Source organism: Halobacillus sp. A5 (genome assembly GCF_024189315.1).
Lineage (GTDB): Bacteria > Bacillota > Bacilli > Bacillales > Halobacillaceae > Halobacillus_A.
The window spans coordinates 532,473-549,133 of sequence record NZ_JAIZEO010000004.1; the positions used below are offsets into that span (position 1 = coordinate 532,473).

The 16,661-nt window shown below is 39.2% G+C and carries 17 protein-coding genes; 12 read left to right on the forward strand and 5 right to left on the reverse strand.

Annotated elements, in window-relative coordinates:
• Positions 1–842: 842 nt before the first annotated feature.
• Complete coding sequence (locus LF822_RS17790; RefSeq protein WP_253925418.1) at positions 843–3,380, reverse strand: heavy metal translocating P-type ATPase; 2,538 nt, start codon at positions 3,378–3,380, stop codon at positions 843–845.
• Positions 3,381–3,400: 20 nt separating this feature from the next.
• Complete coding sequence (locus tag LF822_RS17795; RefSeq protein ID WP_253925419.1) at positions 3,401–3,781, reverse strand: ArsR/SmtB family transcription factor; 381 nt, start codon at positions 3,779–3,781, stop codon at positions 3,401–3,403.
• 174 nt (positions 3,782–3,955) lie between these two features.
• On the opposite strand from LF822_RS17795, the gene LF822_RS22900 reads away from it, so the two are divergent.
• Genes LF822_RS22900 through LF822_RS17810 form a run of 5 tightly spaced genes read left to right on the forward strand, consistent with a single transcriptional unit; the run spans position 3,956 to position 6,000 of the window.
• On the forward strand, positions 3,956–4,090 hold the full coding sequence (locus tag LF822_RS22900; RefSeq protein WP_256522284.1) for a hypothetical protein: 135 nt from the start codon (positions 3,956–3,958) through the stop codon (positions 4,088–4,090).
• Complete coding sequence (locus LF822_RS17800) at positions 4,077–4,772, forward strand: DsbA family protein (RefSeq protein WP_253925420.1); 696 nt, start codon at positions 4,077–4,079, stop codon at positions 4,770–4,772. The genes LF822_RS22900 and LF822_RS17800 overlap by 14 nt, the downstream gene beginning before the upstream one ends.
• Positions 4,765–5,199, forward strand: a complete 435-nt coding sequence (locus LF822_RS17805) for a disulfide oxidoreductase (RefSeq protein ID WP_253925421.1) — start codon at positions 4,765–4,767, stop codon at positions 5,197–5,199. Before LF822_RS17800 ends, LF822_RS17805 begins: the two co-directional genes overlap by 8 nt.
• 13 nt (positions 5,200–5,212) lie before the next feature.
• Complete coding sequence (locus LF822_RS22905) at positions 5,213–5,344, forward strand: hypothetical protein (RefSeq protein ID WP_256522285.1); 132 nt, start codon at positions 5,213–5,215, stop codon at positions 5,342–5,344.
• Positions 5,345–5,379: 35 nt separating this feature from the next.
• Positions 5,380–6,000 (forward strand): class I SAM-dependent methyltransferase, encoded by a 621-nt coding sequence (locus tag LF822_RS17810; protein WP_253925422.1) that lies wholly within the window; start codon positions 5,380–5,382, stop codon positions 5,998–6,000.
• A gap of 436 nt (positions 6,001–6,436) precedes the next feature.
• On the opposite strand, the gene LF822_RS17815 is transcribed toward LF822_RS17810, so the two are convergent.
• Positions 6,437–7,207 (reverse strand): flavin monoamine oxidase family protein, encoded by a 771-nt coding sequence (locus LF822_RS17815; RefSeq protein ID WP_253925423.1) that lies wholly within the window; start codon positions 7,205–7,207, stop codon positions 6,437–6,439.
• Between the two features lie 162 nt (positions 7,208–7,369).
• A complete protein-coding gene (locus tag LF822_RS17820) occupies positions 7,370–8,572 on the reverse strand; it encodes an MFS transporter (RefSeq protein WP_371925959.1) in 1,203 nt (400 codons plus the stop codon).
• A 302-nt stretch (positions 8,573–8,874) separates the two neighbouring features.
• On the opposite strand from LF822_RS17820, the gene LF822_RS17825 reads away from it, so the two are divergent.
• The 3 genes from LF822_RS17825 to LF822_RS17835 are packed head-to-tail and all read left to right on the forward strand — an operon-like array spanning position 8,875 to position 11,567.
• On the forward strand, positions 8,875–9,534 hold the full coding sequence (locus LF822_RS17825; protein WP_253925425.1) for an ArsR/SmtB family transcription factor: 660 nt from the start codon (positions 8,875–8,877) through the stop codon (positions 9,532–9,534).
• 17 nt (positions 9,535–9,551) lie between these two features.
• Complete coding sequence (locus LF822_RS17830) at positions 9,552–10,286, forward strand: MBL fold metallo-hydrolase (protein WP_253925426.1); 735 nt, start codon at positions 9,552–9,554, stop codon at positions 10,284–10,286.
• Between the two features lie 54 nt (positions 10,287–10,340).
• Positions 10,341–11,567 carry an MFS transporter gene (locus tag LF822_RS17835; RefSeq protein WP_253925427.1) on the forward strand — a complete coding sequence of 409 codons (1,227 nt, stop codon included), beginning with the start codon at positions 10,341–10,343 and terminating at the stop codon, positions 11,565–11,567.
• 242 nt (positions 11,568–11,809) lie between these two features.
• Here the strand turns inward: LF822_RS17835 and xerA are convergent, their stop codons facing one another.
• On the reverse strand, positions 11,810–12,652 hold the full coding sequence (gene xerA / locus LF822_RS17840; RefSeq protein ID WP_253925428.1) for a site-specific tyrosine recombinase/integron integrase: 843 nt from the start codon (positions 12,650–12,652) through the stop codon (positions 11,810–11,812).
• A gap of 183 nt (positions 12,653–12,835) precedes the next feature.
• Between xerA and LF822_RS17845 the strand changes: the two genes are divergently transcribed.
• The 4 genes from LF822_RS17845 to LF822_RS17860 all read left to right on the forward strand — a co-directional run bounded on the left by LF822_RS17845 (position 12,836) and on the right by LF822_RS17860 (position 16,465).
• On the forward strand, positions 12,836–13,327 hold the full coding sequence (locus tag LF822_RS17845; RefSeq protein ID WP_253925429.1) for an ImmA/IrrE family metallo-endopeptidase: 492 nt from the start codon (positions 12,836–12,838) through the stop codon (positions 13,325–13,327).
• A 27-nt stretch (positions 13,328–13,354) separates the two neighbouring features.
• Positions 13,355–14,527: a tyrosine-type recombinase/integrase gene (locus tag LF822_RS17850; protein ID WP_253925430.1), complete on the forward strand. Its 1,173-nt coding sequence runs from the start codon at positions 13,355–13,357 to the stop codon at positions 14,525–14,527.
• A 173-nt stretch (positions 14,528–14,700) separates the two neighbouring features.
• Positions 14,701–15,768, forward strand: coding sequence for a DUF6731 family protein (locus tag LF822_RS17855; protein WP_253925431.1), 1,068 nt, complete (start codon positions 14,701–14,703; stop codon positions 15,766–15,768).
• On the forward strand, positions 15,761–16,465 hold the full coding sequence (locus tag LF822_RS17860) for a hypothetical protein (protein ID WP_253925432.1): 705 nt from the start codon (positions 15,761–15,763) through the stop codon (positions 16,463–16,465). The genes LF822_RS17855 and LF822_RS17860 overlap by 8 nt, the downstream gene beginning before the upstream one ends.
• Positions 16,466–16,661 lie beyond the last annotated feature (196 nt).

Below are 16,661 nucleotides of genomic sequence, written 5' to 3' on the forward strand. Positions count from 1 at the left end.
TTGAAAAGTATACGGCTTCCTCTATGATTTCCGTCAGTTTTCCTTTTCCCTCGCAGCCGCTACTTAAATGCTTTCTCCAAGGAACCACTCCTTGCTTCAACTTTCTCGATGATTTGATTTGTACTTCTTGCCTTCGTTAAAGTGGATTGTGCCTTGGCTTAAGAATTTGATGAATATGAAATTATCCGATCAATACTTATCACCTTTTCTTCCTAATGCCTTGGTTACAGGATCTCTTGTAATCCCCTTTGCTTTGTAATGAGTAGATTCAACTCCTGTTTGTACAAATATATTAGTGCCAGCATACCATTCTGTAAACATGCATGCTATTCAAAATTTGGAATTGGGGGTCAAAAATATCTGTTACTCACTAACACTAAGGGTAACTATATAAGAAACCGCTCAGTAGACCCTACTCAATGGGAAGTAATAAAGAATAAATGAAATATAGATGGCTAGAACAATTAAGCAGTATCTTTCGTGGAATTTGAGCTATTTATCTCGAAATCAAGTCTTCCAGATATCTGCCCAAAACATTAAGAAGAGGGCAATTCTTCTGTTTCAGAATTGCCCCAAATAACGGAAGACCTGATTTCGAGATATTTCTCTTTAAATTCTTTTTGTGTCTCAACTTTCATCGATTTTATACAATTGATCTCTAACTACTACAGTTTCAGGTACAAATCGAATGAAGACATTAAAAGGATCTTGATCTTTAAATCTAGAATCCCAAATATTCTCATTTGAACCTAAATACTTTGTGATTTTTATGTGTATTTCATCTTTCTAAAAAAACGAATACAGCTTCTTCAAACAGAAGCTGTATTCGGATTATATAATGTTTATTTCTGTTTTAACAATCTCATACTATTTAGAATGACAATCAGGGCGGCACCTGTATCACTTAAAACGGCCATCCATAAAGTTAAGAAACCTGGGAATATCAGCACGAGCGCAGCAAGTTTGGTTAATAAGGAGAACCAGATGTTCTGCTTGATAATGTGCAGGGCCCGTCGGCTTAACCGGATAGTATGAGGCAGCTTCTCTAAATTGTCTGCCATTAGCACTATATCCGCCGTCTCCATGGCCGTGTCTGTTCCAGCGCCGCCCATGGCGATGCCAAGATCAGCTGTAGCCAGGGCCGGGGCATCATTAATGCCATCTCCCACCATCGCAACACGCTTTCCTTCATCCTGCAGTTTCTTCACAGCTGTCACTTTGTCTTCAGGCAGCAGTTCCGCAAAATAGCGGTCCACACTTGTTTCGCCTGCGATTTTTTTCGCGGTTCCTTCATTATCACCCGTTAACATGACCATCTCTTTCATTCCAATTTCTTTAAGAGCATGAATCGATTGAACGGTAATGTCCCGGATGGTATCCGCAACAGCGATCATTCCAAGTATTTCTGAACGAGTCCCAACAACGACAAGGGTGTTGCCGTTTCCTTGTAAAGAATGGATACGTTCTTCTATTTCATGGAGAGAAACCTCCAATTCATTAAACAATTTGGGATTTCCGGCAAAGTATTCTACACCATCAATTGTGGCCTGGGCGCCTTTACCCGCAATGGCTTTAAACTCAATCCCTTCCCTTGCTGAGATGTCTCTCTCATCCGCATAGGCTGTAATAGCTTGAGCGATTGGGTGAGTCGAATGCTCTTCGATTGTGCGGGTAATGGAGATGAGTTCTTCCCTATTTTGATTGAGAGAAATAACTTCGGCCACTTTAGGTTTCCCTTCAGTTAAGGTTCCCGTCTTGTCAAATGCGATGGCTTGAATGGATCCAGCCTTTTCTAAAAACGTGCCGCCTTTGATTAGTACGCCATTCTTAGCTGCATTACCGATGGCTGAAACGATGGCTACAGGGGTGGAAATCACGAGGGCACAAGGACAGGCTACCACGAGTAAGGCAAGCCCTTTATAAACCCATTCCCCCCACGTACCGAAACCAAATAACGGGGGCAGCACCATAACTGATAAAGCTAAAACAAAAACAATTGGAGTATATACACTGGCAAAACGATCGACGAACGCTTGGGTCGGGGCTTTCTTTTCCTGCGCCTCTTCCACGAGATGAATAATTTTAGCAATCGTTGTATCTTCCACCAGTTTTGTAACTTTGATTTCTAAGGAGCCACTTTCATTAACAGTACCTGCGTATACGGTATCTCCCTGTTGCTTATCAACGGGTAAAGATTCACCTGTAATCGGAGCCTGATTAATACTGGAAGCTCCCGTCAGCACTTCTCCATCCAGGGGAATTTTTTCCCCTGGCTTTACGATGATGACATCCTCGACCTTTACTTCTTCTACTGCCTTGCGGATGATTTGATCCCCGGTCTTCACGTTAGCTTCCGACGGGGTGAGATTCATTAAACTTCTGATCGAATCTCTGGTACGCTCAATCGAGCGGTTTTGTAACGTGTTTCCTAGAGCAAAAAGCCATACGACGGTAGCCCCTTCAAACCACTCGCCAATAATAGCTGCCCCAATAGCTGCAGATACCATAAGAACATTCATATCAAGAGAGCCGCTTTTAATCGCGTAAAATGAGCTTCTTGCCGGCTTATACCCTCCAATGAGCATAGCTGCAGCATAGAATGCCGTAATAAAGGCTTCAGGAACAGCTGTAAAAGAACCTATAAAGCCCAGGGCCAGAAAAACGCCGGATAAAGTAGTAGTTGGCATTCCATTTTTCTTACTCGACATCTGGTCCTTCTGCTGGCCGGAGGATTCCTCTAAAGAAGCGCTGAATCCAGCTCTTTCTACTTCTTTTACAATTTCTTTTTGATGGGTCGTATGATCCACCTGCATTTTCCCTGTGGAAAAATTCACACGAACTTCCTGAATACTCGGATTCCTGCTAAGATGCTTTTCAATGGTTGCAGCGCAGGAACCACAGTCCATCCCCTCGATCGTGTAAGTTTGCTTATGATTTGCTGCACGAACTGGTTCAGCTTCAAAGCCTAATTTTCGCACCTGCTTAGGAATTTGATCGTGAACCGAACGATCTTCGGCCCCTACGGCCATTTTTCCTGTTCCATAGTTGACTTGAACCGATTGAACCCCTTTTGTTTTACTCAAGCTTTTCTCAATGGTCGCCGCACAAGAAGGACAGTCCATCCCGCTAATGTTGTACTCTATGCTATTGAGATCTGGTTCATCTTCAGTCTGTTGCTCATTGCTGGTTTCCTCTGTATGGCAGCAGGAAGAAGTGGCTGGTTCTGCTTGTGCCTCATTTCCACAGCAGGACGAAGAAGTTTTTTCTTTATGAGATTCTTCTGTAGAACAGCAAGAGCTTGCTTGTTTTGTTTTTTCTGCTTCAGTATCCTGATGACTGGAACAGCAGCTTGATTGTGATGATTTATCGAATTGACTCATGGTGTATACCTCCTAATGATCTACGCCTTTTCGTCTTCTTTTGAATGAAGTAGTGCAATCGAAACGAGTTGATGAACATGATCATCAGCTAATGAGTAGAAAACCAACTTTCCTTCTTTACGGTACTTCGCTAATTTCATATTGCGCAGCAGCCTTAAATGATGAGAAGCGGTAGCTGTCGTTGAGCCAATGATGTTAGCCACATCACACACACAGAGTTCCTTTTCTAATGTTAAAGCATAGGCAATCTTCACTCTTGTAGCATCTGATAAAGCCTTGAATATTAATTCAACACCATTCACCTTCTCTATTTCCGGCTGTATCCGGTTGACAATTTCTTCATCGTAGCAAAAGGTATCACACGTATCGGCATTGGTTTTATTTTTGATCATGTCACTCATGATTACACTCCTTATTCTAATATTCGTTTGATTATTTGTTTATAGTGTATGACTCTGTAACAATTATGTCAATAATTTTATTCTAATAATCACTTGAATGTTAGATTAAATTTCCATACACTGAACTTGTCCTAGTTACATTGATCATTTATAAAAAGATAGGGGGATAAATAGATGAATAGTTTTTTTCTTTCCGTTATCGTGGCAGCCGGAAGCATTATGATCTTATTTATTCTCTTTATCGTCACTTTGCTAAAACAATCATCAGAAAAAAAGAAAAAAGGAGAACATGATCATGCCAGAAAATAAAAAGAGCTCGATGAGGTTTATTGTACTATTAACCGTATTTGTCATTGGACTGGTTGCTGTATTTGTCGTACTCGATAACAGAGAAAAGTCATCAGAGACAACGTCTTCTGATTCAGCGGAAGAAGCGCCTTCTACAGAAGAGCAGCCAACAATAGGGGAAGAAGGGGCCCCCGTTGAAATTATTGAATTTGGTGATTATAAATGTCCTGCATGTAAAGTCTGGAGTGATCAAGTCTATCCACAGTTAAAAGAAGACTACATCGATAAAGGAGATGTCAGCCTGACGTATATCAACACCCTATTCCACGGCCAGGAATCAGAGCTGGGCGCCCGGGCCGGGGAAGCTGTGTACAACCAGGGTGAAGAAGCCTTCTGGGAGTTTAACAAGAGTTTGTTTGAGGAGCAGCCTGAGGAAAATCATGACGCCGAGTGGATTACAGATGAAAAACTTTTAGAAGTCGCAGAAAATAGTGTTCCTTCGCTGGATTCCGAGCAGTTTGAGGAAGATCTTACTTCAAGCCAGGTGGAAGAAGCTGTAGCTATGGATGATGATCTGGTTGTGGAACACAAGATCGAGCAGACGCCAACCCTCATGATTAATGGTGAGGTTCTCGAAGACCCGTTCGATTATGATGCCATCTCTAGCCTCATTAACGAAGAGCTGGAGGGTAACGATGAGTAAAACCGAACACACAGAATCCAAGTGGAAGGATTACACGTTATATCTGGCCTGGCTCGTCGCCGTTATTGCTACTCTCAGCAGCCTTTATTTTAGTGAGATTAAAGGCTACATCCCATGTGAACTATGTTGGTTTCAGCGTATATTTATGTATCCATTAAGTCTCTTATTAGGAATCGCTGCTTATTTCGGGGATCGCAGTATCATTAAATATGCTCTCCCCTTCCCTATTATCGGAGGCCTCGTCTCAATTTTTCATTATATGGAGCAGAAGGTGCCTGGATTCGCATCGGTTAAACCATGTGCTGAGGGAGTCCCATGTAATACGGAATATATTAACTGGGCAGGTTTTATCACGATCCCTTTTTTAGCGCTGACCGCTTTTACATTAATCACCACACTCTTATGGATGGGAAGGAAGAGATTATAGAAAAGGAGAACCAATGAAAAATCAAATCATGAAAATAGGTGGTTATACGATGATTGCGATGGGCATTTTCCTTTACTTTGGCTGGATGAGACAACTGACCTCCTATATCACTAATCAATTCTACGGTGGGTGGACGGGATTTTAGAGATTTACCTAAGACAATTCAAAGGAGTTAATCTAATGAATAACCATTGGAATTCTATGATCTATAGAGCATGGTCACCAGTTTATGATTTCTTTTTTAATAGAGGGGCATTTGCAAAAGGCCGTAAAATTATGTTTGAAAAGGAAACATTTTCTTCAGGTCATTCAATATTACTCAATGGAGCAGGAACCGGAGCAGATCTCCCTTATCTAAAAGGAACAGACTTAAATGTAACAGCGATTGACTTATCTCCTTCCATGCTGAGAAAAGCCGAGAGAAATCATAATGGCTACTTCCCCAAGTTTATTGTCATGGATGCTCAAACTTTATTCTTTCCAGATCGTTCCTTCGACGTGGTCGTGGCTAATTTAATTCTTTCAGTAGTCCCAGACCCCTATCAATGCTTTAAAGAAATGGTCCGTGTAACAAAAGAGAATGGGGAAATATGGGTGTTCGATAAATTCACAAACGAAAATCACTCTCCTCTTTGTGGTGAGCAGATTTTAAGCAAAGCAGCGACGGTCCTTGGAACGGATATACAGGTAAACTTTGACGATATATACGATATGTATAAGCACAGACTAAAAATCGTGGAAGAGCATCCTGTTTGGTTAAAGGGAAGGTATCGCGTTATAAAAATGAAGAAGCAGTTGTAGGATCATTTTTAATTTTACTGTTCCATTAGAAACAGATTAATAATTTCTTCCTCCACTGTGTCTTCCATTCTCTCCATTTTTCATAGCAGACTAACGATCCATACTAAAATTTGTCCCAGCTATACTTAAGTTTTCTCCTATTTTTATCCCTTGGCTTTTAACTACCCCTTCCACGGCTGTCAGAAGCATAATCATTATCGTAAGATTCATGGTAAAGGCCAGAATACCAGAATGAATAGTTAGAAATTGCTCTACAATCGTTCCACCAAACGTTTATTTTACTGTTGAATCTCTTTAAAATAAGCTTCATATCCCACAATAATCGTATTCACAATTAGATATCGTCATCATTTCACCAAACTTTAACAGAGCCTTATTATTAAATAATAATCCAGTCACCAAAACATCTAAATTTCAGACTAAAAGAAATGGATCTTTAACTGGTTAGGTTAATTTCTAAAACTGCCTGTTCAGCTGCCAGGAGGGCACCTTCAAGATGGCCACCATATTGTGAATTGGTCTCTGTACCAGCAAAAATTATTTTCTTTTCCCATACCCCTGATTTTGGGGGCTGACCATAGATCGGAAAATCTCTAAGTAAGTCCATATCTTCCTCAACAGCCGTTTCGGAATCTGTGGACCAATCCTTGTATAGAATTGTCTTTACATTTTTAGCGGAGAGGCCAAAAAGCCCGACCAATTGATCAATAACTAAAGTTAAGACTTTGTCCTCCCCTAGTTCTCGGCGCGTTTTCGCTGGCATGCCAAAGAATCCAAATAAAGCACCAGAGCCTGTTTCAGGAGAAGCATCATGGATTTCTTGTAAGGGTCCAACCCAGCTTGTTGCAAATCCAGAGAGCCTCGACTCCCTCCAAAAGGGACGATCATAGACGGCTATTGCCTTGGCTTGTCCTGCCATCCAAGTGGGTTTGCTTTTTAGGTCAGTTATAATATTTTGAGGTAATGAAGGAGAGAAGTTAATATGATGTCCCACAACACGAGGTGGCAATGCTAAGATAACAGCACTTGCTGAAACTTTTTTTGTACTTCCATCAGCAAGGTCTGCTTCAACCGTGATAGCACCGTCTTCACCCCGTCGAATTGCTGTAACTCGCGTTTTAAGCTCGATTAACCCTGAAGGAATCGTATCTGCTACAGCATCAATAAGAAGACTGCACCCCGCCTTTAAAGCGAATCGACCTTTCACTCGAATTTTCTGGACGTACATAACGCTCTGGCGGAGTGTTTAGGGATCGTTCTGAAAGCATTGCCCCTTTTGTGTGCTGGGCGAACGTTCCTAGATTCAATTCTCTAACAAGGTTGGTAATCATGCTTTCATACTGCGGCCAGTACCATGTCGGGCCGAGCCTTAACTGCGACGAGACCAAATCACAACAGGTATAAGAACGAGTGATAAAAGTCCTCCTCCTATAGATAATGTCGTGAAACTTGTGTTCGCTAAGACCACCCCCGACAAAGCACCCCCAGAAGCACCGGCTAAAGCAATAAAAACATCAAGTGTCCCTTGAGTTTTCGCCCTTGTGGAAGGCATTGTCGAATCAACAATTTGAGCAGTGCCGCTGATCAATCCAAAGTTCCATCCTAATCCAAGTAAAGAAAGTGCGATGATTAATAGAATAACAGAATTACTTGGTGCTAAAGCTGCTAATAAACCTGCCATTAATAAAGTGATACCAGAAGCTATACTCATAGCCGTCCGCCCTATTTTATCAACAAGAATACCTGTTACAAGGGATGGAAGGTACATGGCTCCAATATGAAAGCCTATAACAATTCCAACATCAGTTAAACCATGGCCATGACGCTCCATATGGACAGGTGTCATAGTCATGATTGCGACCATAACAAGTTGGGTTAGAACCATAACCGTAGCCCCGACAGTAAGCCCTCTTTTATTTAGATTATTGTCAATAAGATCATTATCAATGTGTTGAGCATTTTCCTGATTATAAGTTGATATCCTTTTTGCGATATCTAGCGGGTCCGGGCGTAACATGATAAAAAGTACAAGACCAGCCAAGATATAAGCCGCAGCAGATAAAATAAATGGACCTGCAAGTGGTGGAATTCCAATAAAAAGGGCAACTTCCCCCATAATATCTACTAGATTCGGACCCGCCACTGCACCAAATGTTGTCATAACCATTGTGATACTTATAGCAGTCGCTCGTTGTTGTTGATTAGCTAAATCTGTCCCTGCATAACGAGCTTGCAAATTGGTTGCTGTACCAGCACCGTAGACTAAAAGAGAAGCAAATAAGAGAATGACACTATTTAATACTGCTGCAAGAACCACTCCAACCGAACCAACCCCTCCTACAATAAAACCGGTCGCTAGACCTGTGCGACGTCCATACCGTTGAGAGAGTCTTCCGACGATTAAAGCTGCTCCCGCCGATCCTAAAGTGAATAAGGCTGCTGGAACCCCCGCAAAAGCATCCGTACCGAGCATTTTTTGTGCTAAAAGTGCCCCTACTGTAATCCCCGCAGCAAGCCCTGCTCCTCCAAAAATTTGAGAGATACTTACTACTACTAATACTTTTCTATACATCTTTTTTACTTTATCTGGAGCAGTTATGTAATCGTGAACTGTATCTTGTAAGTTATCAGACAAAAAACCTCTCCTCTCTTTTTTACATTTTCTAAAAAACCCAAACCGCATCTATTCACATTCCTCCACGTATTCAACTGAACAATTGAATAGTTGTATATTAGAGTGAAATGAAACAATTGTCAAACTCAACAACTAACCTCAGCCTCAATTCTCCTCATCCATTATTCTTTACAACACCTATTCCCTAATGATACTATTCAACTATTAAGTTAAATAGTATTAAAGGAGTCTAATTAATCATGGATGCCAGATCATTTAAAGATACGATCTATAAAGAATTTGCCCGGATTGGCAAGGTGTTGTCCAGCCCTAAGCGATTAGAATTGCTCGATTTACTTTCTCAATCACCCAAATCCGTCGAAGTTTTATCTAAGGAAACAAAAATGTCTATGGCTAATACGTCTAAACACTTACAGGCATTACTGGAAGCTCGTTTAGTAATTTATAAAAAGGAAAAGAACTATGTCATTTATTACCTCGCTAACCCTAAGGTAGTGGACCTTCTATTCTCCATGAAATCCATTGCTGAAGAACAAATTGCTGAGGTCAACCTCTTGCGTAAAGACTTCATTATGAGAGGCGATGAGTTAGAAACGCTGGAGCTGGAGGACTGGGTCGAACGAAAGGAAGAGGATAGCCACGTTTTGATTGATGTCCGACCGAAAGCAGAATATTTAAACGGACATCTTGATGGTGCGATTTCCCTCCCTATGGAAGAATTGAATGATTATATACGTGACCTTCCAAAGGATAAGAAAGTAATTGCTTACTGCCGCGGTCCGTACTGTGTCTATGCAACAGAAGCTGTCGAGTATTTGAAGGCAGAAGGCTTTGAAGCCGCACGTTTAGAAGCAGGGATTCATGAATGGAACCTGTACAAAGAAAATTCAACCCAGTAACTCAAGGAGGAATTTAAATGCTATTTCGTCAATATATGCACACAAATCCTATCCCTATCGCAGCTTCCTATTTGTTTGGCTGCGGTAGTAAAGCTTCAGGAGTTGTAGTAGACCCGTTGCAAGAAGAAATTGATTTCTATATGGAAGAAGCCAAACGTTTAGGAATGAATATTGAGTATGTCATTGATACTCATCTTCATGCCGATCACATCTCAGGAGGACTTTCTTTAGCAGAAAAAAGTGAAGCAAAGTATGTTCTCCATGGTTCTGCGGACACAGATTATGACTTTACTGCCGTAGAAGATGGTGAAGAACTTATGGCAGGGAACACGAAATTAACTTTCTTACACACACCCGGTCACACACCTGAACATCTATCCATTCTCGTTACAGATACGACAAGAGGCGATGATCCGTGGTTCGTATTAACAGGGCACACGTTAATGGTCGGAGATGCAGGCCGTACAGAACTGGCCACTTCTCTTGAAGAAGGAGCAGGGAACCTTTATGAAAGCCTTCAAAAGATTACGAGTCTGGATGATCATATCGAACTTTATCCAGGCGCTTTTTCCGGTTCCGTATGCGGACGAAAGTTAAGCGGAAAACCCGCCTCAACCGTGGGGTTTGAGAAGCGTTTTAACCACGCTTTACAAATGAAAAACAAAGATGAATTTATCAAATATATGACCGAAGATGTACCTCCTCAGCCAGAAAACTTCAAAGAGACACGTAAAACGAATCAAGGAAAATAACAGACTAAAGAACCTGATGATTCAAAATCAGGTTCTTTTAAGGAGGGAGATCATTTGGGAAATGTTCAAGTAGGTGTAAGAGAAAATATTGTTCAATTTGTGTTATTAGTGGTCATTAACCTATTTGTCGGGTCAATGGTTGGTTTGGAGAGAACCATTTTACCGATTATAGGAGAAGAACGGTTCGGATTAGCTTCCATGAGTGCAGCCCTGTCCTTTATTATCAGCTTTGGTTTTTCAAAAGCGATTGTCAATTTCTTCGCAGGTGATCTAGCCGATCGGATGGGAAGAAAACAAGTACTTCTCTTGGGTTGGGGAATCGGATTATTCGTTCCGATTCTGGTTATTTTCGCTCATGCCTGGTGGGTCGTGATCGTCGCAAATGTCTTTCTAGGAATTAACCAGGCGCTCACCTGGTCGATGACAGTTAACATGAAAGTCGATCTTGCTAAATCAAACCAGAGAGGTTTAGCCGTCGGTTTTAACGAATTCGCCGGCTATATTGGTGTTGCGATCATGGCAGCTGTATCCGGTTATGTTGCTTCTACTTATTCTCTAAGTCCGGAACCTTTTTATATTGGAATCGCATTCGTAGTTGTTGGATTTATTTTATCTCTTATCGTCCAAAATACGGACCAACATGTGAAAACCCAGGCGAAACAACACAAGGCCGAGTCAGATCCTGTTTCCACATGGGAAGTATTCAAGCGAACGTCGTGGAAAAACCCTGATTTAGCAAGCAACAGCTTTGCTGGACTGACAACGAACTTAAAAGACGGAATGGCCTGGGGGCTTTTTCCGATTTTTCTTACGGCCGGCGGGTTAAGTGTCGCACAGATTGGAACAGTGGTCGCGGTTTATCCAGCAGCCTGGGGATTGTTTCAATTATTTACCGGTGTGTGGAGCGATAAAATAGGGCGGAAAAAACTGATCGTACCTGGAATGTTTGGTCAGGCATTATCGTTGTGGTTTATCTTAATCGTAAATACCTATTCTTTATGGGTCATTGGTGCGGCACTACTAGGAATAGGAACGGCCATGGTTTATCCTACGATTCTTGCTTCCATAAGCGATGTGGCTCATCCAGAATGGCGCGCCACATCCATGGGCGTTTATCGGTTCTGGAGAGACAGTGGCTACGCCTTTGGTGCATTATTTGCAGGAATCATTACAGACATCATTAATGTTAATTGGGCCATTGGCCTTGTCGCCGTCCTGCCGTTTATTTCTGGAATCATAGCTTGGTCAAAGATGAAAGAAACGCTCCAAGCAAAAATTTAAGGTATAGTTAAAAGATATAAAAGCACACTCTCCCAGAAAAATGGATAGAGCGTGCTTCTTTAATTTCTCTATTAAATGATAATTATCTCAAAATTGAGTCTTCAATAAACCTGCCATTCTCGAAGACTCAGTTTCGAGATAATCGCCCTAATTCTTAATAACAATTATTTCAAATTAACCTCTTTACAACAAGCATTTCTTACAAATAAAATAGGAGCCATGTCTTTTAACAGGCACGGCTCCTAAAAATATTTACTATAGAAATCCTGTCTTAACTTACCACTTAGTTGAGCATAAATTTTCGTTGTTTCACTTTTTTCATGCCCTAACAAGCTTTGGATAACTTCGATTGGTGCTCCATTATTAAGCATATGGGTAGCATAACTGTGCCTTAATTGATGAGGATGTATTTCTTTATTAATAGCTGCGCGTAAGGATATCTGTTTAATAATATATCGGATAATCTCAATACTCATTCTCTTTTTAGGTCTTCTATTTGTAATAAATAAACATTCATCATGATCTATGCGCTCCTCTATATATTTCTGTAGCCACAGTGAACAACGAATACTGAAGTAGACTTCTCTTTCTTTATCTCCTTTTCCTTTTACAATAACCGATCTTTCTGAGAAATTGATATCCTCTCTATTCAGATTTACTAACTCTCCGATACGGCACCCAGTTGAATAAAAAAATTCGAAAAGTGCCCTTTCCAAGGAAGTTAAGCACGATTCTCTAAGTTGTTCAATTTCCATCTCCGTAAGAAACTTAGGGATTCTCTTGCCAACTTTAGGTTCTTTTAATTTTATTGCTGGATTTTCGTTGATAACACCCTCTTCATGTAGCCATTTGAAAAAAGATCTAAGGAAACGAACCTTGTTTCCAAGACTAGAAGGCTTCAAATGTCCGCCCACCTCAACCAAATACCTCTTTAACTGATCGATAGCCACCTCTTCTGTATCAATATCTCCAAAGTATTTCACCAGCATATTAAATTGTAGGCTGTATGTTTTCAGTGTTAGTTGTGAGTAACCTTCAATCTTTTTATCGACATAATACTTCTCCCAAGCTTCTGTTAGGAACATTTTCTATCACTCTCCCAAACTATGAATTTTATTTTCATTATGGTTCTGGAGATGAACTCCTATACTTTAGGTTTTTTGTTAATTAAGCATCCAAATCTACCTTTTCCAAATCCATTTTTTGTGATTATATATTGAATAATAGAACACTTGTTCGTATAATGCTTGTAAGGATGGTGATTAAGATTGAAATTCCCTTGTTACACAACCACAATTCTAGAAGACCTTATAACTCAGTGGTATAAAAATCACAATTTTAAAGAACCGACTGATTTAAGTGTTCATAACATTGGATTTGAGAACAAAATCTTTGTCAACTTTAGACCCACTCAAGCTAGTTATATGAAATTAGGGAAGTTTCAAGAAATTGTTTTAGATAGCCGCCTTCCCCAGATAAACCAACGAGAGCAATTCTTCCATGAGCTTTGCCACGCATTGAGACATGCTGGACGGCAGTTAATAATGCCTGAAGATTTTTATGAGCTTCAAGAAAGAGATGCAAGGCACTTCACTCTTTACGCCTCGCTACCCTATCACATGATCAAAGAGTATACGTTGAGTGATCCTGAAATCATTGATGTATGGTCTCGAGACTTTAATATTCCTTTAGATGTATGCCAGGAACGACTGGAAAGAATAAAGCGACGTCCTATTGTACCAGTAAAAACCATTTTATAACTTACAGTTTAGATAGGAGGTAATACTATGGCATATCTAAGAAAAAGAGGTAACAAGTGGTCCTATCAAATAGAATGGTTAGATCCAGTCACCGGAACCAGAAGAACAAAGTCTAAGGGGGGTTTCACAAGAAAAACAGATGCAAGAGTTGAAGCAGAGGAATTAGAAAGGGAGTTAAGAGAAGGATCCTTTGTTGAAGAAAATAATATTACTCTTACCGAGTTTGCCGATGAATGGCTTAATTTCTATGCGAAAAATTCTAAGGTTAGCTCGCATCGTGGGCGTACTAAAGAGTTGAAGCACTTCAGAAGATATTTTTCGAAAATGAAGTTATCTGATATTACAAGAAAACACTATCAAGCAGTTCTTGATGACCTACACGAAAAAGGATATGCCCATAATACTTTGGATGGAATCCATACTACTGGCCGAATGTTATTTAAGAAGGCGTTAGAATATAACCTTATTAAAACAAATCCAAGTGAGTTCGCAAAAATCCCAAAGAAAATAGAAACAGTCGAGGAAATTGAGCAGAATGATGAGGTAATAAAATTTTTAGAGAAGAATGAACTGATAATTTTTTTAAAAACAGCTAAGGAAAAGGGACTAGATAGAGATTTTATTATGTTTCTCACCCTTGCCTATAGTGGCTTGCGTGTAGGAGAAATGCTGGCACTCAAGTGGAGTGATGTAAACTTTAATAATGAATCCATTCGTATTACAAAGACCTATTATAACCCTAATAATAATACAAAGGATTATCAGCTGCTCACTCCCAAAACAAAAGGGTCTATACGGACGTTAAAAATGGACAAGCAAGTGATCAATGAGTTTAAGAAGCATTTAACTTACCAAAAAGAAATAAAATTGGCTCTTGGAGATCAGTATAATGATTTTGGATTCGTCTTTGCGAAAGAGATTAACAACCCAGGGTACCCAGACTTTATAAAAACAGTCGAAAACCGTATGAGGCGTTTACTGAAGCTTAGTGAAATAGAAAAAAGTGTTACCCCCCATTCATTCAGACACACGCACACTTCTCTTTTAATTGAAGCTGGAGTCGGTGCAAAAGAAATTCAGCAGAGGCTAGGGCACGGGGATATAAATACGACTATGAATATCTACGCCCACATTACTAAAAATATGGAACAAAAAGCATCTGAAAAATTTAGTGAACTTATGAAAGGGGCATTAGATTGAACCAGGAATTCTATTTAGTTAATTAAAGTTAAACTGAATACGCATTATTTAGTCACCTTACCAAATAAAAAGGTGACTTTTTCTTTACAAACATAAAAATATTGGTATATAAACAGGAAAATTGTCTCTTCTAACGAAGTAAGAAGTAATAGGTATGAAAGGGGAAAATTTCTATGTCAAGAACAGTCAAATTTTTTAGTGTTGCAATATACGAAGGAAATAGTAAAACTAATATTTCAGTTGGAGATTTTTTAGATAAAGTTGGAGTGGTTAATTGGAGTGAGCGCCTCAGAAAAATAGATGGATACCCTACTGCCATTCGAAAATTAGAATTTAATGAAAAACAGCCAAACTATAGAATATTACCATTTGTAAAATATCGACAAGATTATAAGCCTTACATTGGTGATATCCTTTCACCACAAGATTTAGGTGAAGTTAAGAAAGATGTAATTGAGATGGTAACAATTGTGTATGATGATAATACCTCCACGTTCGCTATAGAAGGAAGTATGCACGGTATAAAAGAAACTGGGATTGAAAAATATTTAAACACATTCCTACCAAAAGATCAGAGCGGAAATGAAAAATACGAAATTGTTATGAGCCCGATTATGTCATACAAAGGGTTAGAAGATATTAAAAGATCTTCACAAATAAGGTCAATTGAAATTTCCATGGCTCTTAGTGAATACCAAATGGGTGTTTTTGAATCTTCCATAGTTGAGGAAAAAGAGCGTAACAGTGTATTACAATCTCTTAGGGGTATTGGTAAAGCAAAGGACGATTTAGATGCAAACAAAGTTCGTTTAGTGTTCGGTGTGGGAAATGGAAAAGATAAGACTATGGAATTTGAGACTGCCTTAACTATGCTCGAAATGCTTCAACTAAACAGTGAGCATGTTGATATGCTAAGAGTGAGATATAGAGATCCAGAGACAGGAGAATTAGATAATGTAGACCTAAAGAATAATGGGGGGCCTTTAAAAGATATTATTTTCGATAACAACCCAGCCTCTTATCCAGGTTGGGAATTGGTCGCTGCAGAAATTATAAATACAATAATACATAACTATGGAGCTATTAATGAAGCTTATAACCGGTTTAAAAGAGACTTAATAAGAATAAGTTTTAAAGATGCACGAAGTTTTTTAGACAATCGACTGATACTAGTAGTTGAAGATCATTATCGAGTCATAAGTGACAATAAAGGAAAGAAAGGGAGCTATAGAAGTGGCTAATAGCTTTAAGCAAAAATTTCAAAACCGCTTTTCAGATATAAAGGCAATGATTATATACGCATTTGATTTTTGGTTTGAAATACTATTACCCAAAATTTTTTTTGGGATGCTGCTTCTTGCAATTCTAAATTTAATATATTTATTTATTGATCCAAACTCTCATTACTTAACCATCGTTAATAACATAGAAAGTGAATTACAATCCTTAATTTTTAATGAAGACAAAGTCGGGCTATTAATTAACATTTCCATAGTATTAATAGGTTTTTTAATAACGGTTATGTCTGTACTAGGCACAAATTATTCTAGAGCAGTTCTTAAAATGGCTGAGGATGATACTTCCGATAGATTTATAGGTTATTCCACTTGGTCTTTATTTCTTGCTTTTTCTTTTTTGATACTGTCTATTATAAATACAAATCTAGTCACTCCTGGAGAAACATTTATACATTTCTTTTTATTATGTTCTTTGCTTTCAAATGCAATAAGGTTCTCAATAATAGTTATTGAAATTTTCAGGAAAAACATTGATGGATCTAGTGAAGAAGTCAAGAAGAAAGATGAGAAGAACGCTGAATTAATTTCAATTCTAAGTGATATAAAAGACTACCTCGAAGAAGAAAGATTTGGAGATAGTAATTACTATGAGAAACTAAAATCAGAAATTAAAGAAAGAGAGAGAGAAGAAAAAGGATAGTGCTACACATTCTGCTATAAATTGGTTGTCCTTAAGTAATATTAAGGAGATATAATTCCCACCAGTTTTTACTTCTTAAAGTTAGGAAAAGAGAAAGCCTCTCAAAAGTTTAGTGAACTCATGAGAGGCTATTATGATTCAAACGGAGTTTTATAGAAAAACCAGTCAAAATCCAGTCAATACTAATTTATAGGGT

Bases quoted from the DNA above. Each gene is read 5' to 3' on its own strand.
- LF822_RS17790 (WP_253925418.1), bottom strand. From the start codon at position 3,380: ATGAGTCAATTCGATAAATCATCACAATCAAGCTGCTGTTCCAGTCAT.
- LF822_RS17795 (WP_253925419.1), bottom strand. From the start codon at position 3,781: ATGAGTGACATGATCAAAAATAAAACCAATGCCGATACGTGTGATACC.
- LF822_RS22900 (WP_256522284.1), top strand. From the start codon at position 3,956: ATGAATAGTTTTTTTCTTTCCGTTATCGTGGCAGCCGGAAGCATTATG.
- LF822_RS17800 (WP_253925420.1), top strand. From the start codon at position 4,077: ATGCCAGAAAATAAAAAGAGCTCGATGAGGTTTATTGTACTATTAACC.
- LF822_RS17805 (WP_253925421.1), top strand. From the start codon at position 4,765: ATGAGTAAAACCGAACACACAGAATCCAAGTGGAAGGATTACACGTTA.
- LF822_RS22905 (WP_256522285.1), top strand. From the start codon at position 5,213: ATGAAAAATCAAATCATGAAAATAGGTGGTTATACGATGATTGCGATG.
- LF822_RS17810 (WP_253925422.1), top strand. From the start codon at position 5,380: ATGAATAACCATTGGAATTCTATGATCTATAGAGCATGGTCACCAGTT.
- LF822_RS17820 (WP_371925959.1), bottom strand. From the start codon at position 8,572: ATGTATAGAAAAGTATTAGTAGTAGTAAGTATCTCTCAAATTTTTGGA.
- LF822_RS17825 (WP_253925425.1), top strand. From the start codon at position 8,875: ATGGATGCCAGATCATTTAAAGATACGATCTATAAAGAATTTGCCCGG.
- LF822_RS17830 (WP_253925426.1), top strand. From the start codon at position 9,552: ATGCTATTTCGTCAATATATGCACACAAATCCTATCCCTATCGCAGCT.
- xerA (WP_253925428.1), bottom strand. From the start codon at position 12,652: ATGTTCCTAACAGAAGCTTGGGAGAAGTATTATGTCGATAAAAAGATT.
- LF822_RS17850 (WP_253925430.1), top strand. From the start codon at position 13,355: ATGGCATATCTAAGAAAAAGAGGTAACAAGTGGTCCTATCAAATAGAA.
- LF822_RS17855 (WP_253925431.1), top strand. From the start codon at position 14,701: ATGTCAAGAACAGTCAAATTTTTTAGTGTTGCAATATACGAAGGAAAT.